Origin of the sequence: Fictibacillus phosphorivorans, from assembly GCF_023715845.1 — a bacterium.
Lineage (GTDB): Bacteria > Bacillota > Bacilli > Bacillales > Fictibacillaceae > Fictibacillus > Fictibacillus phosphorivorans_D.
The window spans coordinates 110,074-130,954 of the sequence record NZ_JAMBOR010000011.1; the positions used below are offsets into that span (position 1 = coordinate 110,074).

At 38.3% G+C, this 20,881-nt stretch carries 23 protein-coding genes and 1 riboswitch; of the genes, 2 read left to right on the forward strand and 21 right to left on the reverse strand.

The window, feature by feature from the left end; all coding sequences use genetic code 11:
• Nucleotides 1–17: 17 nt before the first annotated feature.
• From nirD to M3206_RS10385, 5 genes are all read right to left on the reverse strand, one after another.
• Nucleotides 18–323, reverse strand: coding sequence for a nitrite reductase small subunit NirD (gene nirD / locus M3206_RS10365; RefSeq protein WP_251312450.1), 306 nt, complete (start codon nt 321–323; stop codon nt 18–20).
• A 13-nt stretch (nt 324–336) separates the two neighbouring features.
• Complete coding sequence (gene nirB, locus M3206_RS10370) at nt 337–2,769, reverse strand: nitrite reductase large subunit NirB (RefSeq protein WP_251312451.1); 2,433 nt, start codon at nt 2,767–2,769, stop codon at nt 337–339.
• A 16-nt stretch (nt 2,770–2,785) separates the two neighbouring features.
• Nucleotides 2,786–3,940: an MFS transporter gene (locus tag M3206_RS10375; protein ID WP_251312452.1), complete on the reverse strand. Its 1,155-nt coding sequence runs from the start codon at nt 3,938–3,940 to the stop codon at nt 2,786–2,788.
• A 174-nt stretch (nt 3,941–4,114) separates the two neighbouring features.
• The gene (gene cobA / locus M3206_RS10380) at nt 4,115–4,891 is read right to left on the reverse strand and encodes a uroporphyrinogen-III C-methyltransferase (RefSeq protein ID WP_251312453.1); all 777 of its coding nucleotides are present in this window, start codon (nt 4,889–4,891) and stop codon (nt 4,115–4,117) included.
• Between the two features lie 346 nt (nt 4,892–5,237).
• The gene (locus M3206_RS10385) at nt 5,238–6,059 is read right to left on the reverse strand and encodes a uroporphyrinogen-III synthase (RefSeq protein ID WP_251312454.1); all 822 of its coding nucleotides are present in this window, start codon (nt 6,057–6,059) and stop codon (nt 5,238–5,240) included.
• 266 nt (nt 6,060–6,325) lie between these two features.
• Here M3206_RS10385 and M3206_RS10390 point away from each other — a divergent pair, with 266 nt between their 5' ends.
• Nucleotides 6,326–6,670, forward strand: coding sequence for a hypothetical protein (locus M3206_RS10390; RefSeq protein ID WP_251312455.1), 345 nt, complete (start codon nt 6,326–6,328; stop codon nt 6,668–6,670).
• Between the two features lie 189 nt (nt 6,671–6,859).
• Here M3206_RS10390 and sufB read toward each other — a convergent pair whose 3' ends face one another.
• The 16 genes from sufB to M3206_RS10465 form a co-directional block, all read right to left on the reverse strand.
• On the reverse strand, nt 6,860–8,257 hold the full coding sequence (sufB, locus tag M3206_RS10395; protein WP_251312456.1) for a Fe-S cluster assembly protein SufB: 1,398 nt from the start codon (nt 8,255–8,257) through the stop codon (nt 6,860–6,862).
• A gap of 37 nt (nt 8,258–8,294) precedes the next feature.
• Nucleotides 8,295–8,738: a Fe-S cluster assembly sulfur transfer protein SufU gene (gene sufU / locus M3206_RS10400; protein ID WP_251312457.1), complete on the reverse strand. Its 444-nt coding sequence runs from the start codon at nt 8,736–8,738 to the stop codon at nt 8,295–8,297.
• Nucleotides 8,728–9,948 carry a cysteine desulfurase gene (locus tag M3206_RS10405; RefSeq protein ID WP_251312458.1) on the reverse strand — a complete coding sequence of 407 codons (1,221 nt, stop codon included), beginning with the start codon at nt 9,946–9,948 and terminating at the stop codon, nt 8,728–8,730. The genes sufU and M3206_RS10405 overlap by 11 nt, the downstream gene beginning before the upstream one ends.
• A 1-nt stretch (nt 9,949) precedes the next feature.
• Nucleotides 9,950–11,248 (reverse strand): Fe-S cluster assembly protein SufD, encoded by a 1,299-nt coding sequence (gene sufD / locus M3206_RS10410; protein WP_251312459.1) that lies wholly within the window; start codon nt 11,246–11,248, stop codon nt 9,950–9,952.
• Between the two features lie 19 nt (nt 11,249–11,267).
• Nucleotides 11,268–12,053: a Fe-S cluster assembly ATPase SufC gene (sufC, locus tag M3206_RS10415; RefSeq protein ID WP_251312460.1), complete on the reverse strand. Its 786-nt coding sequence runs from the start codon at nt 12,051–12,053 to the stop codon at nt 11,268–11,270.
• Nucleotides 12,054–12,293: 240 nt separating this feature from the next.
• On the reverse strand, nt 12,294–12,446 hold the full coding sequence (locus tag M3206_RS10420) for a hypothetical protein (protein ID WP_165389351.1): 153 nt from the start codon (nt 12,444–12,446) through the stop codon (nt 12,294–12,296).
• A 245-nt stretch (nt 12,447–12,691) separates the two neighbouring features.
• A complete protein-coding gene (locus M3206_RS10425) occupies nt 12,692–13,072 on the reverse strand; it encodes a carboxymuconolactone decarboxylase family protein (RefSeq protein WP_251312461.1) in 381 nt (126 codons plus the stop codon).
• A 125-nt stretch (nt 13,073–13,197) separates the two neighbouring features.
• Nucleotides 13,198–13,320 (reverse strand): hypothetical protein, encoded by a 123-nt coding sequence (locus M3206_RS18995; RefSeq protein WP_285876895.1) that lies wholly within the window; start codon nt 13,318–13,320, stop codon nt 13,198–13,200.
• A gap of 62 nt (nt 13,321–13,382) precedes the next feature.
• Entirely contained in the window at nt 13,383–14,201 is an 819-nt protein-coding gene (locus M3206_RS10430; protein ID WP_251312462.1) for a MetQ/NlpA family ABC transporter substrate-binding protein, read from the reverse strand.
• 23 nt (nt 14,202–14,224) lie between these two features.
• Entirely contained in the window at nt 14,225–14,893 is a 669-nt protein-coding gene (locus M3206_RS10435; protein WP_251312463.1) for a methionine ABC transporter permease, read from the reverse strand.
• Complete coding sequence (locus tag M3206_RS10440; RefSeq protein WP_251312464.1) at nt 14,886–15,911, reverse strand: methionine ABC transporter ATP-binding protein; 1,026 nt, start codon at nt 15,909–15,911, stop codon at nt 14,886–14,888. The genes M3206_RS10435 and M3206_RS10440 overlap by 8 nt, the downstream gene beginning before the upstream one ends.
• A 92-nt stretch (nt 15,912–16,003) precedes the next feature.
• A riboswitch (SAM riboswitch) is annotated at nt 16,004–16,127 on the reverse strand.
• A 76-nt stretch (nt 16,128–16,203) separates the two neighbouring features.
• Nucleotides 16,204–16,548 carry a hypothetical protein gene (locus M3206_RS10445; protein WP_251312465.1) on the reverse strand — a complete coding sequence of 115 codons (345 nt, stop codon included), beginning with the start codon at nt 16,546–16,548 and terminating at the stop codon, nt 16,204–16,206.
• 129 nt (nt 16,549–16,677) lie between these two features.
• Nucleotides 16,678–17,889: an anti-sigma-I factor RsgI family protein gene (locus M3206_RS10450; protein WP_251312466.1), complete on the reverse strand. Its 1,212-nt coding sequence runs from the start codon at nt 17,887–17,889 to the stop codon at nt 16,678–16,680.
• 90 nt (nt 17,890–17,979) lie between these two features.
• Complete coding sequence (gene sigI / locus M3206_RS10455) at nt 17,980–18,735, reverse strand: RNA polymerase sigma-I factor (RefSeq protein WP_226535661.1); 756 nt, start codon at nt 18,733–18,735, stop codon at nt 17,980–17,982.
• Between the two features lie 459 nt (nt 18,736–19,194).
• On the reverse strand, nt 19,195–19,536 hold the full coding sequence (locus tag M3206_RS10460; RefSeq protein ID WP_251312467.1) for a thioredoxin family protein: 342 nt from the start codon (nt 19,534–19,536) through the stop codon (nt 19,195–19,197).
• A 270-nt stretch (nt 19,537–19,806) separates the two neighbouring features.
• Nucleotides 19,807–20,154, reverse strand: a complete 348-nt coding sequence (locus M3206_RS10465; protein WP_242611831.1) for a toprim domain-containing protein — start codon at nt 20,152–20,154, stop codon at nt 19,807–19,809.
• A 252-nt stretch (nt 20,155–20,406) separates the two neighbouring features.
• Between M3206_RS10465 and M3206_RS10470 the strand changes: the two genes are divergently transcribed.
• Nucleotides 20,407–20,712, forward strand: a complete 306-nt coding sequence (locus M3206_RS10470) for a general stress protein (protein WP_251312468.1) — start codon at nt 20,407–20,409, stop codon at nt 20,710–20,712.
• Nucleotides 20,713–20,881 lie beyond the last annotated feature (169 nt).

Genomic DNA, 20,881 nt, shown 5'->3' on the forward strand with positions numbered 1-20,881 from the left:
CACCTTTTGGCTTACTACTAGAGACAAACATAAACTTTTTCATCTTTTATCTCTACTTCGAATGTTTTCACACAACCTTCATCTGGTTTTTGAGCTTTACCCTCTTCCGTACAAATCTTCCAATTATGCATTGGACAATATACATGCTTTCCGCTGATGATCCCCTGAGAAAGGACTCCCCCTTTATGTGGACAGCTATTTTCAATTGCATGTATCACTCCAGTTGATAGTTTGAATAACGCAATATCATAGTTTCGTACTTTCACAGATTTACCTAATTTCTCTGGAAGGTTATTCACATTGGCAACGTATATACGCTCCATAATCTTTTCCTCCTTACGCTCTAACAGAGGTTTGAGTTTCTAAGTTTCGAAATAACTTTTCTTGTATTTCTTGATTCTTAACGATTTCTTCCCAAGGGTCTTTTGTATGGGCAAGAGCTTCTTCTATTCTTGCTACCAGCTGTTTTTTGTTTTCTTCATCAAACAGCACCTCGCGTATATTCTCTAATCCTATACGTTCTATCCACTTAGAAGTCCGTTCCAAATATGTTGCTGTCTCCCGATAATATTGAAGAAAAGCGGCCGTTGTTTCAATAACCTCTTTTTCTTTTTTAACCGTACATAATAAATCTCCAGCACGCAGATGAGTGCCCCCGTTTCCACCGACGTATATTTCAAAACCACCATCCACACCGACGATACCAACATCTTTAATACCTGATTCTGCACAATTACGCGGGCATGCTGAAACTGACATTTTAACTTTATGCGGGGTATTAAGACGTTCAAATTTCTTTTCAAGATCAATTCCTAGTTGAGTAGAATCCTGGGTTCCAAATCGGCAAAATTGACTGCCAACACATGTTTTTACCGTTCTTAAAGCTTTTCCATACGCATATCCAGAAGGCATATCAAGGTCTGCCCAAACTTTTGGGAGATCTTCTTTCTTTATTCCTAATAGATCGATACGTTGGCCGCCTGTTAATTTAATCATAGGAACGTCATATTTTTCCGCTACGTCCGCTATTTTTCTTAAGTCAGTTACATTTGTCACCCCGCCGTACATTCTTGGGACGACAGAATAAGTTCCATCCTTCTGAATATTGGCATGTAGGCGATCATTGACAAAACGGGATTCCTGTTCATCTTCATAGTCTGAAGGATATAACATACCTAAATAGTAGTTCAGTGCAGGACGGCATTTCGAACACCCTTCTTCGTTCTTCCAGCCGAGTACGTTCATTATTTCTTTAACAAACTTTAAGTTTTTAGATTTAATTTCTTCAATCACTTCTTCACGGCTTAAAGTTGTACATCCACACACTGCTTCTTTTATTTCACTTTGGTCAAATTCGTCACCAAGTGTGTATTCTAATAGATCTTGTACGAGAGGTTTACATCCCCCGCAAGATCGTGAAGCATTTGTATTGTCTTTTACTTGATCTACTGTTGTCAGACCGTTTTCAACAATCGCTCCACAAATTTCACCTTTTGTAACACCATTACAGCCGCAAATAACTTCACTGTTAACCATTTCTAGTGCAGCACTCTTACTTGATTCACCACCCGAATGGTCTTGGAGTATGGCAACTTTGGAGAGATTTGAAATATCAGTCCTATCGTTTATCATGTTCAACAATTTGGGTCCTTCTCCAATATCACCGAATAATACGGCTCCGGCCACTTTGTCATCCCGAAAAACTACTTTTTTATAAATCCCTTCAAAATCGTCATATACTTTGATCGAATTTGTATCATGATTATCCAAGAAGTCACCTGCAGAGAAGACGTCCACACCTGAGACTTTTAATTGTGTTGAAACAACCGAACCCTCATATTTTTTACTCTCTACACCACAAACTTTCTCAGCCAAGATTTTTCCTTGCTCATATAGAGGAGCAACTAGACCGTATACAATCTCTCGATGTTCTGCACACTCTCCGACTGCATAAATGTTCGGACAGTCCGTCTGCATATAATCATTAACAACGATTCCCCGATTCACTTGAATTCCATTATTCTTTGCTAATTGAACATTGGGTCTGATTCCCACAGCCATTACGACCAAATCAGCCTCGATTTTTGAACCGTCTTTAAAAAGCAATCCTTCCACTCGACGACTACCAAAGATTTCTTCCGTTTGCTTGTTAAGCAAAAAGTTCATCCCTTGCGCCTCGAGTTCTTTTTGAAGCATTTTAGAAGCGGTTGGATCAAGTTGTCTTTCCATTAAATGCTCACAAATATGTACGACATCCACTTCCATACCAAGATTCAATAATCCTCTGGCAGCTTCTAGACCTAGTAGCCCTCCACCGATGACAACAGCTTTTCTATATTGTTGAGCTGACTCAATCATTGTTTGACAATCTTGGATATCACGGAATGCGGTAACCCCTTCCTTATCTGCTCCTGGTAATGGAAGCATGAACGGTAAAGATCCTGTTGCAAGAATCAGTTCATCGTATTCTATTTGTCTATCTTTATCGGTATATACTTGTTTTCTTTCTTTATCAATCTCTACCACGGTTTCCCCTGTATAGAGTTGTATATTATGCTGCTCATACCATTCCAATTCGTTAATGGTAATATCATCAATTGATGTATCACCTTGTAGTACGGTCGATAATAAGATCCGGTTATAGTTTGGGTATGGTTCACGTCCAAAAATGGTAATTTCAAATCCATCCGAGTCTATTTTCAATATCTCTTCTATACAACGTACACCTGCCATTCCATTTCCAACCAACACTAATTTTTTCTTTTTCATACATATTACCTCCAATTCATTGAATGGATGGATAAACTTTGACATTCTTATGGCTGCTTCTTTTTCCATCTTTCACACTACGTATTGTTCCAATCAGACACAAAGCGGAAAAGATTGAAAACAATACAAATCCTGGTGTGTAGCTTCCGATCATATCTTTTGTCATCCCAAAAACAAGCGGCAATATAAAGCCTCCAATACCTCCGATCGCGCCAATAATTCCTGCTGATGCACCTGTTTTTCCTGGGGCCACCTCGGGCACGAGTTTGAATACGGCACCATTTCCTGCTCCTAAAAACAACCCCAACAATAAGAAAACAAAAGTGAAAATGCCACTATTATCGACTACTAAAGGGATCAAGATGGAGATTACTGAAGTTCCCACAAACAGAAACATTAATGGCATTTTTGCTCCAAATCGATCTGCAAGATAACTTCCAAAAGGCCTTATGAATGTAGCGATTACTACAAACCAAGCTGTTTTCATCCCTACATCTACGAGTGAAACTTGATAGAGTCCTTTCAACAATGTCGGTAAATAAAGGCTAAAAGCTACGAATCCTCCAAAAGTAAGAAAATAAAACATGGACAACATCCAAAGGGACCTGTATTTCATTACAGAAAATGCTTCTTTCACTGTCATTTTTTTATTTGAAAGGGGAGCTTCTTTTGTGAACAACCAAAAAATGATAGTCATCAAACCCATTAATATGGCACCGCCCCAAAACGTCCAAGAAAGGCCCAATTCAGTAACCATGGTAGGAATTGTAAATCCAGATATTGCAGATCCTATATTTCCTAATCCTACAACACCTAACACATAACCTTGTTTTCCGAACGTATACCAGGCAGAAACGTAAGAAATCGCAATTGCAAAAGTGGCACCTGCTAATCCAATCAAAAATGTCCAAAACAATAACATTTCAAAGGAAGCCGCATATCCAATTCCCACTAAAGGAATAACTAGTGCTAACATCGTTACGGTATAAACCTTCCTTCCACCATATCGATCACTTGCTATTCCTAAAGGGATTCTCATTAATGAACCCAGTAAAACAGGTATGGCTATAAGCAGACTTAGCTTTGTATCGCTCAATCCATACATGTTTTGTATGATTGGAGCAACCTGTGCACCCATTGTCCAAGAATCATAGCTATCGTGGATAACCATAAAGCATTTTTTTGTTCTTTCATTTTTTCATCCTTTCAAACGATTGGATTAACATTTCTGAAACCATACCTGAATAGCAAGAATTAAAAATGTCAATATGCCAATTCCATTGGTCTTTTTATCCATTTGATTCCTCCTATAGGTTGTTGATTATCTAATCAGTTTGATCAACACTTAAATTGTTAAAGCATCTAAAGCGGTCTGTTGACGGTTCACTTGCTCAAACCATTGTATTTTTTCACGTAATCGAACCACTTCACCGATGATGATTATACCTGGATTTTGAATCTGATTTTTCTCTGCGATCTCCACAATTGATAGAAGTGTCCCAGTTACAGTGTGTTGTTTTACTGTTGTTCCAGAGTGTACTATAGCCACCGGAGTGTTTTTGGAACGTCCATGTTTTAATAACTGCTGTTGAATATACGGCAAATTACCGACTCCCATATAGATCACTAACGTATCAATTCCTTTTGCAATGCTTTCCCAACATAAATGATCTTTTCCTTGTCTCATATGTCCAGTTACAATCGCAAACGTGGAACTATAGTCTCGATGTGTAACAGGAATTCCAGCATACATGGGAGCTGCCATTCCAGATGTGATCCCTGGCACAATTTCATATGGAATTCCATGTTTTGCAAGTACTTGTGCTTCTTCACCACCTCTTCCGTATACAAAAGGGTCACCCCCTTTTAGTCTGGTAACAATTCTTCCCCGTTTGGTTTGCCTTACTAAATATTGATTAATCATGTCTTGATCCATCGAATGCTTACCTGGTTTTTTGCCACAGTAAATCAAGTCAGCCCCGTTTTTCGCATAGCTTAATAATTCTTGATTGATTAAACGATCGAATAAAATCACATCCGCTTCCTGAATACATTTAAGACCTTTTCTAGTAATCAAATCTGGATCACCAGGTCCGGCACCAACTAAATAAGCTTTGCCCATTCAAGCCTCTCCTTTTAAATGACTGCTTTTTTTTCGATGTGGAAAGTATCACATATATTTTTCATACCTAACACAATATTGTAAGAAAACCTGACACGTTTTTTGAAGTAAGAACCTTAAGTAATGAGAATATTGATTTATATCTAATAAAAGAAGGAGATACGAAAATGCAGATGATAAATGTATAGAATTTTTCGAGGTTCAATGGATTAAATATATCTGTATGAAGGTAAAAGGAAGGATAACGAAGGAGAAAAGTAAACGCTTTCAAAACAGGCATTAAAAGAAGAGGAAAAGGCATTTTTAAAAATTTATTGGTTTTTTCAAATTTTGATTATAGTAATTTTTAATGATTTACCTTTCTCTCTGAATAATATTGAGACAATTTCATGATCATTGCCCCCATACGTTGTTGTTCGGGTTGGAGGACATTTTCTACCCCTTCTTCTTCCAATGCCTCTGCTGTTATTTTACCCACAGCCGCAGCCATCACTTTGTTATTAAACATACTTTTGAGTTGAGATAGAAACTGATTTTCTCGTGCATAATCAAAAAGAAAATGGACTTGCATTGCTGTTGTAAAGCATACTGCATCTACTTTTCCAGTAGAGATTTCATCACATAAACTTTTTAAAACTTGTGGATCAGGGGCAATATGTTTATAAGGGAGAATTTGTGAGTAAACTGCTCCTCTTCCCTCTAAAAATCGCTTAAGCATTGGTGCAGAATCACCATGGAGCTGAACCATTAATCTTTGATTATTAAATTCGAATTCCTTAAGAGAACGGATAAGTCCTTGGGTTGTCCCATCGTCATCACCAGCAATTGGAGCGATACCCCATTTTTTTAGTGCTGAACGAGTTTTATATCCCCTAGTAGCTACTTTCGCTTTATGGATGGTGGAAATAAAACTTTCATGAATACCCATGTTTTCTGCAATTTTAAATAGAGTTTCCACACCAATACCGGTTGTAAAAACGACCCAATCTACGCCTTCGTTTACGATTCTTTCAATTTCTGGTTCAACCTCTTTCTCATCCAAGAATACTGTGCCTTGAGCAGGTCTTACGATAGGGATTCCTCCCTGCTTTTCTACTAAAGTACACATCTCTTCAGTCTTTCTTGATCCTGTTAGAATGATACGCTTTCTCTCGAGCCCTTTCCTCATTATGATCACACCTTTTCCTTAGATAGATTAAATGGGTGAACCTGGTGAACTATATTTAAATTAATCCTTATGATACCTTCTTCATCGATAAAAAATCAAATAGAAACAAAGATACAATTCAAAATATGGCCTACAAAAAGACTCCATAAAAAACTCAAAAAAAATAAACCTTGGCATTTTACTTCTGAGGTTTAGGTTGGAGACTGGAAGAAATCATATCGTTAAAAATTAATTTTCCAAAGACATTACGTCACGGTGACTTCCACATGGAAAATGTACTGTTAAACGAAAAATTTCCGGTAATATCCGATTGGCAGGAAATTTGCATCGGAAGTGGACCAGAGGATATTTCTTTTTTTCTTCAAAGGGCTCACGCAAGTGGAAACCAAATCTCATCTGATGTTGTAATTAGGGTATATACAGAAACAGTAAATGATATTTTGCAGAAGAATGTATCCGTTCAATCTATAAAAACCGTTATAGATTCCGTTAAGTTGCGCACCATGCTGGTACATTGGCCACATTACTTATTAGGCTGTCCTACCGATGTTATCACTAAAATGAGTAATGATATGAAATTAACTGCAAGCAAATTAGGTATTCTTCCATAGATATTATCTTACATAGAAGTACATAAATGAAAAATATTACAATGCCAAGAACCTGTTCATGATTTACAGCAATTAGAACTTCTCTTTATCAATTATGTTAAACCTGAATTTAGAATGAATTCGAACGATACAAATTTACAAACAAAAAAACCTCGGTATATAGCTTATATACCAAGGTTTTTTTATCCTTTAACCGATTGAACCTTCCATCTCGAACTTAATCAGGCGGTTCATTTCAACTGCATATTCCATTGGAAGCTCTTTTGTAAATGGCTCGATGAAGCCCATTACGATCATTTCAGTTGCTTCCTGTTCAGAAACACCACGGCTCATGAGGTAGAATAACTGATCTTCAGAAACTTTAGATACAGTTGCTTCGTGCTCAAGTGTGATGTTGTTGTTTAAGATCTCGTTGTACGGGATCGTATCTGATGTGGATTGGTTATCCATGATAAGCGTGTCACACTTAATGTTGGATTTTGATCCGTCAGACTTACGTCCGAAGTGAGCAATACCACGGTATGTTACTTTACCGCCATGCTTCGAGATCGACTTCGATACGATGGTAGAAGAACATTCGGGTGCAAGGTGCAATACTTTTGCTCCTGCATCCTGATGCTGTCCTTTACCAGCGATTGCGATCGATAGAATCGTACCTTTCGCACCGCGGCCTTTCATGATAACAGCTGGATACTTCATCGTTAGACGAGATCCGATGTTTCCATCTACCCATTCCATCGTAGCATTCTCTTCCGCTACAGCACGCTTTGTAACAAGGTTGTAGATGTTGTTCGCCCAGTTTTGAATCGTTGTGTAACGGCAGTAAGCGTTCTTCTTAACGATGATTTCAACAACCGCACTATGAAGTGAGTTTGTTGAATAAACCGGTGCCGTACAACCTTCTACATAATGTACAGAGCTGTCATCGTCCGCAATGATCAGCGTACGTTCGAACTGACCCATGTTCTCAGAGTTGATTCGGAAGTATGCTTGAAGTGGAGTATCACATTTAACGCCTTTTGGTACGTAAATGAAAGATCCACCAGACCATACTGCAGAGTTTAATGCTGCGAACTTGTTATCTGCAGGAGGAATGACAGTTCCGAAGTATTCACGGAAGATTTCCTCATGCTCTTTTAAAGCTGTATCTGTATCTGTGAAAAGAATCCCTAGATCTGATAAGTCTTCTTTCATGTTGTGATAAACAACTTCAGATTCATATTGTGCAGATACACCTGCAAGGTATTTTTGTTCAGCTTCTGGAATACCGAGCTTGTCAAAAGTAGCCTTGATTTCTGCAGGTACTTCATCCCAAGATTTCTCAGATTTTTCAGATGGCTTAACATAGTACGTAATATCATCAAAGTTTAAGTCCTTCATATCCCCGCCCCATTGAGGCATAGGCATTTTGTAGAACTGCTCTAATGACTTCAAACGGAATTCTAGCATCCACTCAGGTTCACTCTTCATGCGTGAAATTTCCTCAACGATTTCTTTTGTCAAACCACGCTTCGATCTGAAAATGGATACGTCTTTATCTCTAAAACCATATTTATATTCGCCGATATCCGGCATCTTCTTAGCCATTGCAGAATCCCTCCTTACTGGATTGGCACTCTCATTCTTACTCTTCTTCGTCTTTCTTCCCTACTCCCTGTTCCATCGCTTTCCATGCAAGTGTTGCACATTTAATGCGGGCAGGGAATTTTGAAACGCCTTGAAGAGCCTCGATGTCACCTAAATCATAGGATTCATCATCATAGTCGTTCCCTAACATCATATCATAAAAGATCTTTGCAAGTTTTAAAGCATCTTCAACAGGAAGCCCTTTTACTGCTTGCGTCATCATGGATGCTGATGCCAGACTAATGGAACATCCTTCACCGTCGAAATTAGCAGACTCGATCTTTCCATCTTCTACTTTTAAAGTAAGCTGGATACGGTCGCCGCATGTCGGGTTATTCATATTAATATTTAAGGCACCATCTTCTAGTACCCCTTTATTACGGGGGTTTTTGTAATGGTCCATTATGACTTGCCGGTAAAGCTGATCTAAATTAGAAGACATGACCGAAATACTCCTTTGCTGTTGTGAGTCCTTTTATGAAAGCATCGATGTCATCTTCTGTGTTATACAGGTAGAAACTTGCACGAGCTGTTGCTGTAACATCCAGCCATTTCATAAGTGGCTGTGCACAATGGTGGCCAGCACGGACAGCAATTCCTTCTGAATCAAGGACAGTCGCTACATCATGCGGATGTACATCATCCAGATTAAAAGTCACAAGACCAGCTCTATGCTTAGGTCCGTAAATCGTAACACCTTCAAGCTCAGATAAACGTTCCATCGCATATTCTGCCAGTTTATGTTCTACTTTTAAAATGTTGTCGAGCCCAATGTCTTCGAGAAAGTCAATCGCTGCACCCAATCCGATCGCGCCTGCGATAATCGGAGTACCACCTTCAAACTTCCAAGGAAGCTCTTTCCATGTGGATTCCTGCAATCCAACAAAGTCAATCATCTCTCCGCCGAATTCCACAGGCTCCATTTTATTAAGAAGAGCTTTCTTCCCATATAAAACACCTATGCCTGTTGGTCCGCACATTTTGTGAGCAGAGAAAGCAAAGAAATCACAGTCAAGATCCTGGACATCCACTTTCATATGAGGCGCACTTTGAGCACCGTCAACAACCATAACCGCACCGTTCTTATGCGCGATCGATGCGATTTCCTTAATGGGATTAATCGTTCCCAATACGTTTGAAACCTGCATAACCGAGACAATTTTAGTATGCTCTGTTACCGTTTTTTCAACATCTTGAAGATCGATCGTTCCATCTGGCTGCAAAGGAATGTATTTTAAGGTTGCTCCAGTCGCTTTTGCAACCTGCTGCCATGGAATGATATTGCTGTGATGCTCCATTGGAGTGATCACAATCTCGTCACCTTCTGATAGGTTTGCCATTCCATAGCTTCTTGCAACTGTATTAATGGCAGTCGTTGTTCCGCGTGTAAAAATAATCTCTTGGGTTGATTTCGCTCCAATAAATCGGCGAACCTTTTCTCGGGCTCCTTCATAGCCATCTGTTGCACGAGTTCCAAGGGTATGAACACCGCGGTGAACGTTAGAATTAAATTCTTTATAATACTTATCTAGTGTTTCAATAACTTGTATTGGTTTCTGTGAAGTGGCCGCACTGTCAAGGTATACAAGAGGTTTGCCGTTAACTTCCTGATCAAGGATAGGAAACAGCTTTCTCCATTCCTTTGCACTCATGTTAGCGCACTTTCCTTTCGATAACCTCTACAAGACGATTTTTTACAGATTCTAAAGGCATTTGGCTAACAACTGGAGCCAAGAACCCATGAATGATAAGACGCTCTGCTTCTGTTTTTGAAATGCCGCGGCTCATTAGATAGAACATTTGCAACGGATCGATGCGACCAACAGATGCAGCATGACCTGCTGTAACGTCGTCTTCATCAATCAATAGAATCGGGTTAGCATCTCCACGTGCTTTTTCACTTAACATCAGAACACGTTCTGTTTGCTCACCGTGAGATTTTGTAGCGCCATGCTCAATTTTTGTAATACCGTTAAAAATAGAGCTTGCACTATCTTTCATTACCCCATGAGTCAGGATATAACCTTCAGAATGTTTTCCATGGTTAAAGATTTGAGCAACGAAGTTTTGTTTTTGATCGCCTCGACCGATAGTTACAGTCTTCGTATCTATAAACGATCCATCTCCAATGAGGTGAGTCGTATTATCAGAAACTGTGTTACCGTCGTTAAACTGACCGAGCGCCCATTCGATTCTGCCATCTCTTTCAGCACGGCCTCTGCGGTTCACGTAAGTTGTCATTCCTTTTGCAAGGTTATCAACAGCTCCAAAAACTACTTTTGCACCAGCGCCTGCATAGACTTCAGAAACAATATTGGCTACAGACTCTGTGTTTTCGTTCGTAGAAAGATAGTTTTCTACATAGTTTACAGAGCTGTTATCTTCTGCTGCAACGATAACATGGTTTAATAGTGCCGCTTCGTCATCTTGATAGTAAATCGCTTGAATCGGTGCAGACACCTCTACATTTTTAGGAACATAAAGGAACGCCCCGTTCAAAAATAATGATGCATGCAATGCAGTTAAACGATTCTCATCAACAGCAACAGCTTTCATGATGTACTTCTTAACTAAGTCTTCATGTTCTTTGGCAGCTGTTAATAGATCCGTGTAGATTACTCCTTGATCTCTCACTTCTTGTTCTAATGCAAAAAATACAGGTGTTCCATTATGAATAACAAGTACATTCTTCGCATCTTCTTCTGATCCGATCAAAGCTTTAACATCTTCCGGAAGCTCGTTGAATGCTACTGCATTCCCTGTAGCTTCGTGTTTGAAGTCTGTAAAGTTCCAATTATCAATCTTTGTTTTATCCGGTTTAGGCATTGGCAGGTTCTGAGCCAATTCCAATGCTTGCAAACGAAGCTCCTGCAGCCAAGCGGGTTCCTGTCTGCTGCTTGTAAAACCGTTTACGTAGTCCTTATCAAATCTTAGGCTCGTATCAACTGACATGTATAGTCCCCCTTATTGCTTACGCTTCTTGACCGACAGTTTCGTCTTTAATACCTAACTCTTCCTTGATCCAGTCATAACCTTCAGCTTCAAGACGCTGTGCGAGTTCAGGTCCTCCAGATTTCACAATACGGCCTTGCATCATTACGTGTACTTTGTCTGGTGTGATGTAGTTCAATAAACGCTGGTAGTGAGTAATGATTAAGCATCCGAAATCAGGGTTGCGCATTTCATTAACACCTTTTGCTACTACTTTAAGAGCATCGATATCTAATCCTGAGTCGATTTCATCAAGGATGGCTAATTTCGGCTCAAGCATCATCATTTGTAGGATTTCGTTACGCTTCTTTTCTCCACCAGAGAAACCTTCGTTTAAATAACGATGAGCGAACGCATTGTCCATCTCCAAGTGATCCATCTTCTTATCTAGTTCACGGATGAATTTCATAAGTGAAATCTCATCGCCTTCTTCACGTTTTGCGTTAATCGCAGAACGCAGGAAGTCAGCGTTCGTAATACCGCTTACTTCTGATGGATATTGCATAGCTAGGAATAGACCAGCTTTAGCACGCTCATCTACTTCCATTTCTAAAAGATCTTCACCGTTGAAAGTGACTTTCCCTGAAGTTACTTCATATTTAGGGTGACCCATTAACGCTGCAGAAAGTGTAGACTTACCTGTACCGTTTGGCCCCATGATTGCATGGATTTCTCCACCATTTATTTCGAGATCTAATCCTTTGATAATCTCTTTATCTTCAATCGATACACGAAGATCTTCAATCTTTAAATTAGGTGCTGACATAATACAACCTCCATTAAGAACTCATTCTTAAGATTTTGAAATAGGGCATTAAATAGCCATTCTCAATTTATTCTCATTCTAATCTTATAACAAATGAAATGTATGTTCAAGGGAACGGGCTATGAACTTTAACATTGTGCTCATATATTTCAATGTTTAATTATGTAATCCGAAAAAAGGCTAACTCATCAGGCACGAATTCACCTTAGAGTCAGCCTTTTGTTTTTATATAACCTATCTTTACGGCGTGTGATTTCTCGTTGCATCCGCCGCTACTTCTAAACCTTTTTTATATTCCTTTTCACGGTCTTTCTCAACATCTAATCGCTTCTCCAAATCCCTTTCATACTCTGCAAAACCGCAACCATGTGATTGGTGCATTGCTTTTTCCATTTCAGATGTATGCTTTACTTTTATGGGGTGGATAATGAATCAATCCTTTCAAATTTAGATAGTTATAGCTTATCAGCAGCGCTTCTTTTCCACAACCAGCATATGATCCCATGCAAAGTTTTGTGAAAGGGTAATCCGTGCTTTCAGGAAAGCACAATGGATATCCCTTTAGAATTCTGTTAAATCCGCTACATTACTTCCATTACCTTTTTGAATAGAAATAAAACATTTAATGCATGGAAGATCTAATGGCGGGGTTTCTTTAACTCATTTATACACTCTTGAACAAGGGTAACTCCCTGACTCATAGCTGCTCCTCCGCCAAATGCTGCAGAAACGCCTACAGCTTCAAGAATTTCATTTTCAGAACACCCTTGATCCAGGCATCCCTTCGTATGATAGATGATGCAATATTCATCTTGTGAGTAAATACTGATTCCTAGCGCGATCAACTGTTTATTTTTTTCGGAAATTTCACCTTCCTTGAAACAGTGACGCGTAAATTCATTATAAGCATGAGTTAATTCAGGCATATTTTCTTTATATTTTCCTAAACCTTCTTTATACCGGATTAAGTGATATTGTGCAGAGTTCACTCCTGGCATCGGTTGATCTTCTTGTTTCATGCAGTTATTACACTCCTCTCACGTTTTAGTAAACAGGATTAGTATGAGTTTATTTCCGAGTGGATATGTAATTTGGAGGGGTATTTATAGAGGGCATTTTTGGAGCAAAATCCCTTTAGCTATCTCTAAAAACACACCATCCCATGAATAGAAGGAATCCTCACAAAAATAATGCAATCATCATATAAAAGCTCCTTATAATCACGTAAAAATAGTGCCTCATCACCTATTTTTCGAATATTAATCATTCGTTGTCCTCCTGAAGTAGACAAAAAGGGTGCCTCCTTATTCGGAGACACCCTTTGATCCTTTATTCAGTTACAGGCACTACTGCACCTTTATATTTCTCTTTAATGAATTGTTGAATTTCTTTTGAGCGCAATACTTTAACTAGCTCTTTTACAGCTTTCTTATCTTTATCTCCTTCACGTACTGTAATAATGTTTACGAATGGAGAATCAGTGTCTTCAATCGCGATTGCGTCTTTTTGTGGATTTAGTCCAGCATCAATCGCATAGTTTGTGTTGATTAGAACAGCATCGCCTTCACCGTTTTTATAGGCTTTTGGAAGCATTCCTGCATCAACATCAGCTTTGAATTTTAATTTCTTTGGATTTTCTACAATATCTTTAATTTGGGCATCCGTACCTTTGCCCTCTTTAACTTTGATCAAACCTTCTTTTTCTAGAAGACCTAGCATACGGCCGTGGTCAGCTACAGAGTTAGACATGATAATCGTAGCACCTTGAGGCAGTTCATCTAAAGATTTGTATTTTTTTGAATAAACACCGATCGGCTCAAGGTGGATGCCGCCTGCGTTTTCAAATTTATAGCCGTGGTCTTTCATCTGTGACTTTAAATAAGGAACGTGCTGGAAGTAGTTCGCACCAATTTCTTTTTCATCTAAAGATTTATTCGGAAGTACATAATCTTGGAACGTTTCAATCTCAAGCTCAATACCTTTTTCTTTTAAAAGCGGTTTTGCTTCTTCAAGAATTTCTGCATGAGGTACGTTTGATGCTCCAACGATAATCTTATCGTCGCTGATGCCGCCTTCTGTTTTATTGCCGCAAGCTGCTAGTGCTGCTGCAACGACAGCAAGCAAAATAATCGATAATATTTTTTTCATATGATTTCCTCCTTGGTTTGTGCTTATCTTTTATCTAAAGCTGTTGTGAAGCGATCTCCTATCCATTGGATAACAAAAACGATGAGCAGGATCAAAACAGTTGAAACTAGCGTAACATCTGCATTATCTCTCTGATATCCTTCCATATAAGCAAGGTTTCCAAGTCCCCCTGCACCGACTACGCCAGCCATTGCTGTATAACTTACAAGTGCAATAGCCGTAACGGTAATACCAGAAACAAGTGCTGGAGTGCTTTCCGGAATAAGGACTTTAAAAATAATTTGAGTGTTTGTAGCACCCATTGATTTAGCAGCTTCGATTACTCCTTTATTAATTTCTCTCAAAGCAATCTCAACCATACGCGCATAAAACGGTGCGGCTCCGACGATCAATGCCGGTAGTGCAGCTTCTGCCCCAAGCATCGAACCTACAAGAAAACGCGTAAAAGGAATTAAAAGAATAATTAAGATAATAAACGGAATAGAGCGGAATACGTTAACAATAATCGCGATTATGCTGTTTAAAAATTTATTTTCCCATAGGTTGCCGGGTGCTGTTAAATATAAAGCAAGCCCAAGAGCAAGACCTAAAATGAAAGTAACAATTACTGAGATAGCTGACATATATAAAGTTTCTTTCGTCGCTTCTAAAACGACATCCCATTGAACGTTTGGGAACCACGAACTAAGCATTATGAATCACCTCTACTTCTACCTGAACGCTATTTAGAAATTCCATAGCGTTAGAAAGGGCAGCATCAGAACCTTTAATTTGGATAAACAATGTACCGTATGGCCCATTTTGTGTTTGCGTAATTTTACCTTGAAGAATATTTACATCTACTTTGAAATTCCGGATCAGCTCTGTGATTAGCGGTTGACCTGCACGGCCTCCTACAAAAGTAAGCTGTACAATTCTGCCCTCTGGAAACTCCTCTATGAACTGCTTAATCGTATCTACCGTTTCTTCAGGTTCTGTCACTTGTTTTACAAAATCTTTTGTGATGGGTTCTTTAGGATTCTTAAAGACGTTTAATACATCGCCTTCTTCCACCACTTTCCCTTTTTCCATTACAGCAACACGGTGACAGATCTTTCGAATAACATGCATCTCATGAGTGATGAGGACAATGGTTAGGCCTAGCTTCTGGTTAATTTCGACTAGAAGATCTAGGATACTGTCTGTAGTTTTTGGATCAAGTGCTGAAGTCGCTTCATCACATAATAAAACTTCCGGATTATTTGCTAGAGCTCTCGCGATACCAACGCGCTGTTTTTGACCACCACTCAGTTGTGAAGGATAGGAACCGCCTCTTCCTTCTAATCCAACCAGATCAATCAGCTCGTCCACTCGCTTCTTGATTTTATCTTTCGGATATCCAGCGATTTCTAATGGAAAAGCAATATTCTCTCTTACCGTTCTTGACCATAGAAGGTTAAAATGCTGAAATATCATACTTATTTCCTGTCTCGCTTCTCTAAGCTGTTTAGAAGAAAGCTCAGACATGTTCTTGCCGCCGATCGTAACCGTACCACTTGTCGGTCTCTCCAGCATGTTAAGGATTCGGATCAGAGTACTTTTACCTGCTCCACTGTACCCAATTATGCCGTATATTTCCCCTTGTTTTATGTTTAGATCTACCGTATCAACAGCCTTTACTTCACCATCTTTGGTTTGAAAGACTTTACGGACTGCATGTAAATTAATCAAAGAACAAACCTCATTTCTAATACCTTTTTCTAAAAAAAAATGCCCTCTGCTTCAATATGAGCAGAAAGGCATATAATATTCTATGCGCGTTCTCCTCATCTCCCAAAGCATTTCATGCCTTGCAGGAATTGGCACCTTTCTAGTCCGTATGTATGACATACAGCTAGCGGTTGCCGGGTTTCATAGGGCCAGTCCCTCCACCTCTCGTGATAAGTTAAGCGTTACGTTATTAAGTTAAAGCGATGCATTTTTGAATCACTGAGAAGAATATTATCACCACTGTCGATTCGTGTCAAACATTTTTGGCACTTTTCATCAAAACCCCTGTAGCGATTTGCTCCCAATGTGAGCTTAGGTAGAAGATGGCTTCCCATTTTAATCGCTGCCTCAACGTCCCGTGAAATTCGAGCATTTCTTGGCGAAGAAGCGTTGAAAGTTTCATTTTCCCTTCAAGCATCATAGAGAGATATTTGGGATTTCCTTTAAAAACGACCATGCGATTACGTTCCCCTTCCCTGTAATCGATTCTTAAGGTATTTTCATCATTCAGACTAAATCTAGGCTTAACCGGAATATTATACAGTGATAAATATGGACTTTTACCGATCTGTCTTTCAAAGAAGGTGACATCCAACATATAAAATCCCCCCGAATAGGTTGTTTACTTCACCTTTTTCGAGAGGAATGGAACGTTTACCTTTATAAAGTGTTCGACAGTTTGGAAAAATCGTTTTTGCATTTCCGACAGCAACAACCATAATTAGCGTTAATGCTTGTTTCTATGTTTGTTGTCATCCTTTTTATGAGACATTTGTTTTTGATTTAACTTTTTATTTGAAGGTTGTTTGTTAGCAGCTTGTTTATTGCGTTGTTGCTTATTCCAATGGTTCTGATTTTTATTCAAATCATTCTTCTTCACGTCATGTCTCTTGCGATCCTGCTGGTTTTTCTTTTGATGATTATCTGAGTTTCCATTATTTTTTCCGTTATTCTTTAGCCTATTTTGATTAAAGGCAGGATTAGAATGCCTTTTACCTTCATTAAATGATTTTCCTTTAGGCTGACCGGCATTTTCTTGTGTCTTTTTATATTGAATTTTGTGTTCATGATTATGCCTTTTTTCTTCTTGCTGGTTATGGCTTACTGCCTTTTTAGGCACTGCTACCTTTGCCTTTTTCTTTTGTTCACCCGCTTCTGTGTTAATTTTTCTCGGATGCGGAATGCTTTTTATATCACTAGAGGATAGAGTATTAACTTTTAGCTCTTGAAAATTAACTTCTTTGATCTTTTCCTCTTTTAAATTCTTATTGTTTTTATTAGCCGTTTGGAAGGCCTTATATTTACCTGGCGAAACGCCAAGCTGTTTTGCTTTTACACGCGTATCGGAATCCGATTCTGAAACCGTAATGGCCACAGGATATTTTACAACCGTTTTCTTCACGATTGTATTCACTGCTTGATCTAATGCGGCATCAGTTTTATCATTGCCCTCTTCACTTGAAGTCGTTGTGATGAGCATAGAATGATTAGATTCCATATAGCCTTCTTTTTCATAGGCTTTTATAAGGCGATCCGCAAATTTCTCAAAATGAATCCGATGAGCTGCATCAAGATCATATTTTTTTATAATATCTTTTGCTTCTTCATTAAAAGTATCGATTTCAATGACTTTCATGTCCTCATTAACGCCTACTTCTAAGCTTGGATTGATATCAAAGCTGACGTAAGCTGCAGCTGCGGAGTGTGTTCCGGTAGGGATCAATCCAGATAAAAGAACAACAGCTAGTACAGCCGCTATTGATGGCAGCACAAAAAGACTTCCCTTTCTGTTTTCCGAAAAATAAGAAGCCTGATACTCTTTGCCTACTGATGGTTTTTTGCCTGCCGGTACACGCACCGTTACAAATGTTCCATCTTTCATAAGCAAAGTTGCTTTTTTATTATTAATTTCTATTAAAATGCCGCTGCCGCTTTTCAATTGTATCCCTCCCGCAAGTCGCAGGATCAGTAGTAATTACAGGCAAGAGGATGAGAAGATCCCCTGCCTTGTAATCATATATACCTCACCTTAAGGCTGAATATAAGATTTCAGCGCTTGGAAATCGCCTAAATATATTAATGATACTGCTATTATATACTTTCGATTTCTCTCTATAGTTTTACGACTACAGGATACCATATTTAATAAATCTTTTATCGGCAATTGCTTTTTTTCCTTCAAAAAGGCGGCCAGCTCTTCATTTTCAGCTAAAAGACGGGCAATTTCTTTAGCATTTTCACGCGCATCCACATGTTTTGGACAGTGCTTGCTTAGCACTTTAAAATTCAGTCCAAATGTTTTTAGAAGCTTTTGGTATTCTTCAATTTCATATACACGGTTTTCTACTTGGATCTGATCTTCAAAATGATCCATTGCTGCTTTTTGTTCCGCATAGCTTTCTTCTAAACGTCCTTCTTCATCTTCTTCATCTGGCTGAAGAAAGATTAAACGGTTTTGACGAACTTCTTTACGGATATAATCGATAACGCGACGTCTGATTACCATATCTGCAAAAGATAAGAAACGGCTTCCTTGTCCTTCTTGATACTGATCAATCGCTTCATTAAAGGCAAAAAGACCTACACTAAACTCGTCCATTGTACGATCTATATATTGACTGCACACTTTGGATGTAACCTTTTTAATGAATGGCTGGTAATCACCAATCAATTCATTTCTCAATTTCTCATCATTTCTTTCCTGGATCGTTAATACTTTATCTTCAATACTTGTCATTTTATTTTTCGCTATAGGAAATACTGCATTTAAATTTAATGATGCCATGATTATCAATCACCCCTGCTAAAAAAATTACTTATGCTTTATTCATCTTCATCTTTTTTGTTTTTGTTTTCATAAAATCATTCTTATTTACCACTATTCGGTCGGGAGCAAACATGTAACAAGCTCTCCTATTCATTTATACCACGACTTTTGACATTTGTAGGATACAGTTCTATAACAATATTACATAGCTCGTAACAATTGTGACTTTCTTGTTAAATAACTGAATAGACGGAATTGAATGATAACTTACCCTCTAACTTATCGATCCCTTATTCCGACACGGTTTGACTAATTTTTTGTATAAAAAAAACACACTAATTTATGTTACAGTCTAGTGTGTAAGAGACATTATTTTACCATATTTTTCTTAAGGAAAAACCCCCTGAAAAATCATTTTTCTTAAGAATTAGGAGAACCTAAGGGAATTATGGGGCTTTTCCCACATTTTATTACAAATTATTTTTCCTTATTTAAGAAATCTATCATTGTTTGATAAATATTTCCTGCAGATTGTAGGGCATAAATCTTTTTTACAGCCATTCCCCTGGATAATACCATTAAGCAAGGTACACTGGTTACGCCATATTGTTCAGCCAGCTCGGGCATCTCATTAATATTGCAAACGCCATATGGCAATTCGGTTCCTCTTTGAGCTCGGACCGTTTCTACTGCCACTTCCGTCATTCTTTTCCCCACTTTGCAAGTGCCGCATAACGGTGTTTCTAAGTAAAGAAAAAAAGGCTTATGTATGGATTGTTCGATAATACATTCCCAATTTGCTCTATTGATTTCTTTCATTTTTAAACTCCATTATTTATTTGATAATATATACATCAGACTTTGATTTTGATTCTCTGCCATAAGGATATCACGATTTTATATAAAATGGTTAATGCGTTGCTTACTTTTCAAGCATATATCATTACCCCATATAATAAGAAATCCTCTTATCCCTGTATCAAATATACTGATTTGAACACAGCGGAATAAGAGGATTGTACAGCCTATTGAAAGAAGCCCTACGTTTTTGGGAGCTGCCCCTTTTTATAACCATGATTGAAAACATAATTAACCTAAACAGTTTTTGTGAATATTAAAATGAGCACCAACTAAAACTTTCGCCAAATACATCAGGGGGGTTGTCGCAACTTCTCTATACATTTTATTAATATATAAGTGCTCTGCATTCGGGAGCTCACGCTGTAGCTGTTTTCGTAATTTATGACCTGCTTCATCAGCATCCACAAGGATATAAACATCTCGATCTTCGATTGCTAAAGCGAGCTCTTCTAATTTATCCAAACCTAATGTGCCATTCGTACAAATAATTTCAACCGGTTCATCTAAAATTGCAGAAAGCTTTTCTTTGTCAGATTTTCCTTCAACAATGATTACTTTATTCATGCTTCCATTCATTACTCATCTCTCCTATACATTGAAGAACTATTAAATGAATGCATCGCTTAAATATATATTTGCTTTATATTATTAAAATCCTGCAAGAGATGTTCTTTATTACTATTCCCCATTTTTACTATATTCCTACCCGAATTTAAAAGAGTATGTTAATCGGCCTAATTGCGCTGAATCGTGTTTTAATCCTGCTTATAAAGGCTAATCAAGAAAATACATCCAGAAATTTTCTGTCTAAAAAGGAGGAAGTTTTAAATGGCTATGAGAGAAAAAATGACAAGAGCCGAAGCAGGACGCCTCGGAGGGAAAAAGACTTCAAAATCGCGTGGCAAGGAATTCTATCAGGAAATCGGAAAAAAAGGCGGTAAAACGACTGCAGAATCACATCAGGAATCATTTTATAAAGATATCGGCAGAAAAGGTGGGAAATCAACTTCACTTTCGCATGATAAAGAATTTTATCAATATATCGGTTCTAAAGGCGGTCAAGCCACTTCAAAATCTCACGATAAGAGCTTTTATCAAAATATCGGAGCAAAAGGTGGAAGCGCTGGCTGCTAAATGATTCCTTATAAATAAAGAGGATGATTATACAATCATCCTCTCAGAACGTAGACAAACCCCATTTCAACTTTGTTGAAAATGGGGTTTGTGTTGTTTTTAAGTATTATTTTTGAATAAACACACCTGGATTAAACTGGACATGGCCCTCGCCATGTCCAGTTTGCCA

Bases quoted from the DNA above. Each gene is read 5' to 3' on its own strand.
- nirD (WP_251312450.1), bottom strand. From the start codon at position 323: ATGGAGCGTATATACGTTGCCAATGTGAATAACCTTCCAGAGAAATTA.
- nirB (WP_251312451.1), bottom strand. From the start codon at position 2,769: ATGAAAAAGAAAAAATTAGTGTTGGTTGGAAATGGAATGGCAGGTGTA.
- M3206_RS10375 (WP_251312452.1), bottom strand. From the start codon at position 3,940: ATGGTTATCCACGATAGCTATGATTCTTGGACAATGGGTGCACAGGTT.
- cobA (WP_251312453.1), bottom strand. From the start codon at position 4,891: ATGGGCAAAGCTTATTTAGTTGGTGCCGGACCTGGTGATCCAGATTTG.
- M3206_RS10385 (WP_251312454.1), bottom strand. From the start codon at position 6,059: ATGAGGAAAGGGCTCGAGAGAAAGCGTATCATTCTAACAGGATCAAGA.
- M3206_RS10390 (WP_251312455.1), top strand. From the start codon at position 6,326: ATGGAAAATGTACTGTTAAACGAAAAATTTCCGGTAATATCCGATTGG.
- sufB (WP_251312456.1), bottom strand. From the start codon at position 8,257: ATGGCTAAGAAGATGCCGGATATCGGCGAATATAAATATGGTTTTAGA.
- sufU (WP_251312457.1), bottom strand. From the start codon at position 8,738: ATGTCTTCTAATTTAGATCAGCTTTACCGGCAAGTCATAATGGACCAT.
- M3206_RS10405 (WP_251312458.1), bottom strand. From the start codon at position 9,948: ATGAGTGCAAAGGAATGGAGAAAGCTGTTTCCTATCCTTGATCAGGAA.
- sufD (WP_251312459.1), bottom strand. From the start codon at position 11,248: ATGTCAGTTGATACGAGCCTAAGATTTGATAAGGACTACGTAAACGGT.
- sufC (WP_251312460.1), bottom strand. From the start codon at position 12,053: ATGTCAGCACCTAATTTAAAGATTGAAGATCTTCGTGTATCGATTGAA.
- M3206_RS10420 (WP_165389351.1), bottom strand. From the start codon at position 12,446: ATGGAAAAAGCAATGCACCAATCACATGGTTGCGGTTTTGCAGAGTAT.
- M3206_RS10425 (WP_251312461.1), bottom strand. From the start codon at position 13,072: ATGAAACAAGAAGATCAACCGATGCCAGGAGTGAACTCTGCACAATAT.
- M3206_RS18995 (WP_285876895.1), bottom strand. From the start codon at position 13,320: ATGATTAATATTCGAAAAATAGGTGATGAGGCACTATTTTTACGTGAT.
- M3206_RS10430 (WP_251312462.1), bottom strand. From the start codon at position 14,201: ATGAAAAAAATATTATCGATTATTTTGCTTGCTGTCGTTGCAGCAGCA.
- M3206_RS10435 (WP_251312463.1), bottom strand. From the start codon at position 14,893: ATGCTTAGTTCGTGGTTCCCAAACGTTCAATGGGATGTCGTTTTAGAA.
- M3206_RS10445 (WP_251312465.1), bottom strand. From the start codon at position 16,548: ATGTTGGATGTCACCTTCTTTGAAAGACAGATCGGTAAAAGTCCATAT.
- sigI (WP_226535661.1), bottom strand. From the start codon at position 18,735: ATGGCATCATTAAATTTAAATGCAGTATTTCCTATAGCGAAAAATAAA.
- M3206_RS10460 (WP_251312467.1), bottom strand. From the start codon at position 19,536: ATGAAAGAAATCAATAGAGCAAATTGGGAATGTATTATCGAACAATCC.
- M3206_RS10465 (WP_242611831.1), bottom strand. From the start codon at position 20,154: ATGAATGGAAGCATGAATAAAGTAATCATTGTTGAAGGAAAATCTGAC.
- M3206_RS10470 (WP_251312468.1), top strand. From the start codon at position 20,407: ATGGCTATGAGAGAAAAAATGACAAGAGCCGAAGCAGGACGCCTCGGA.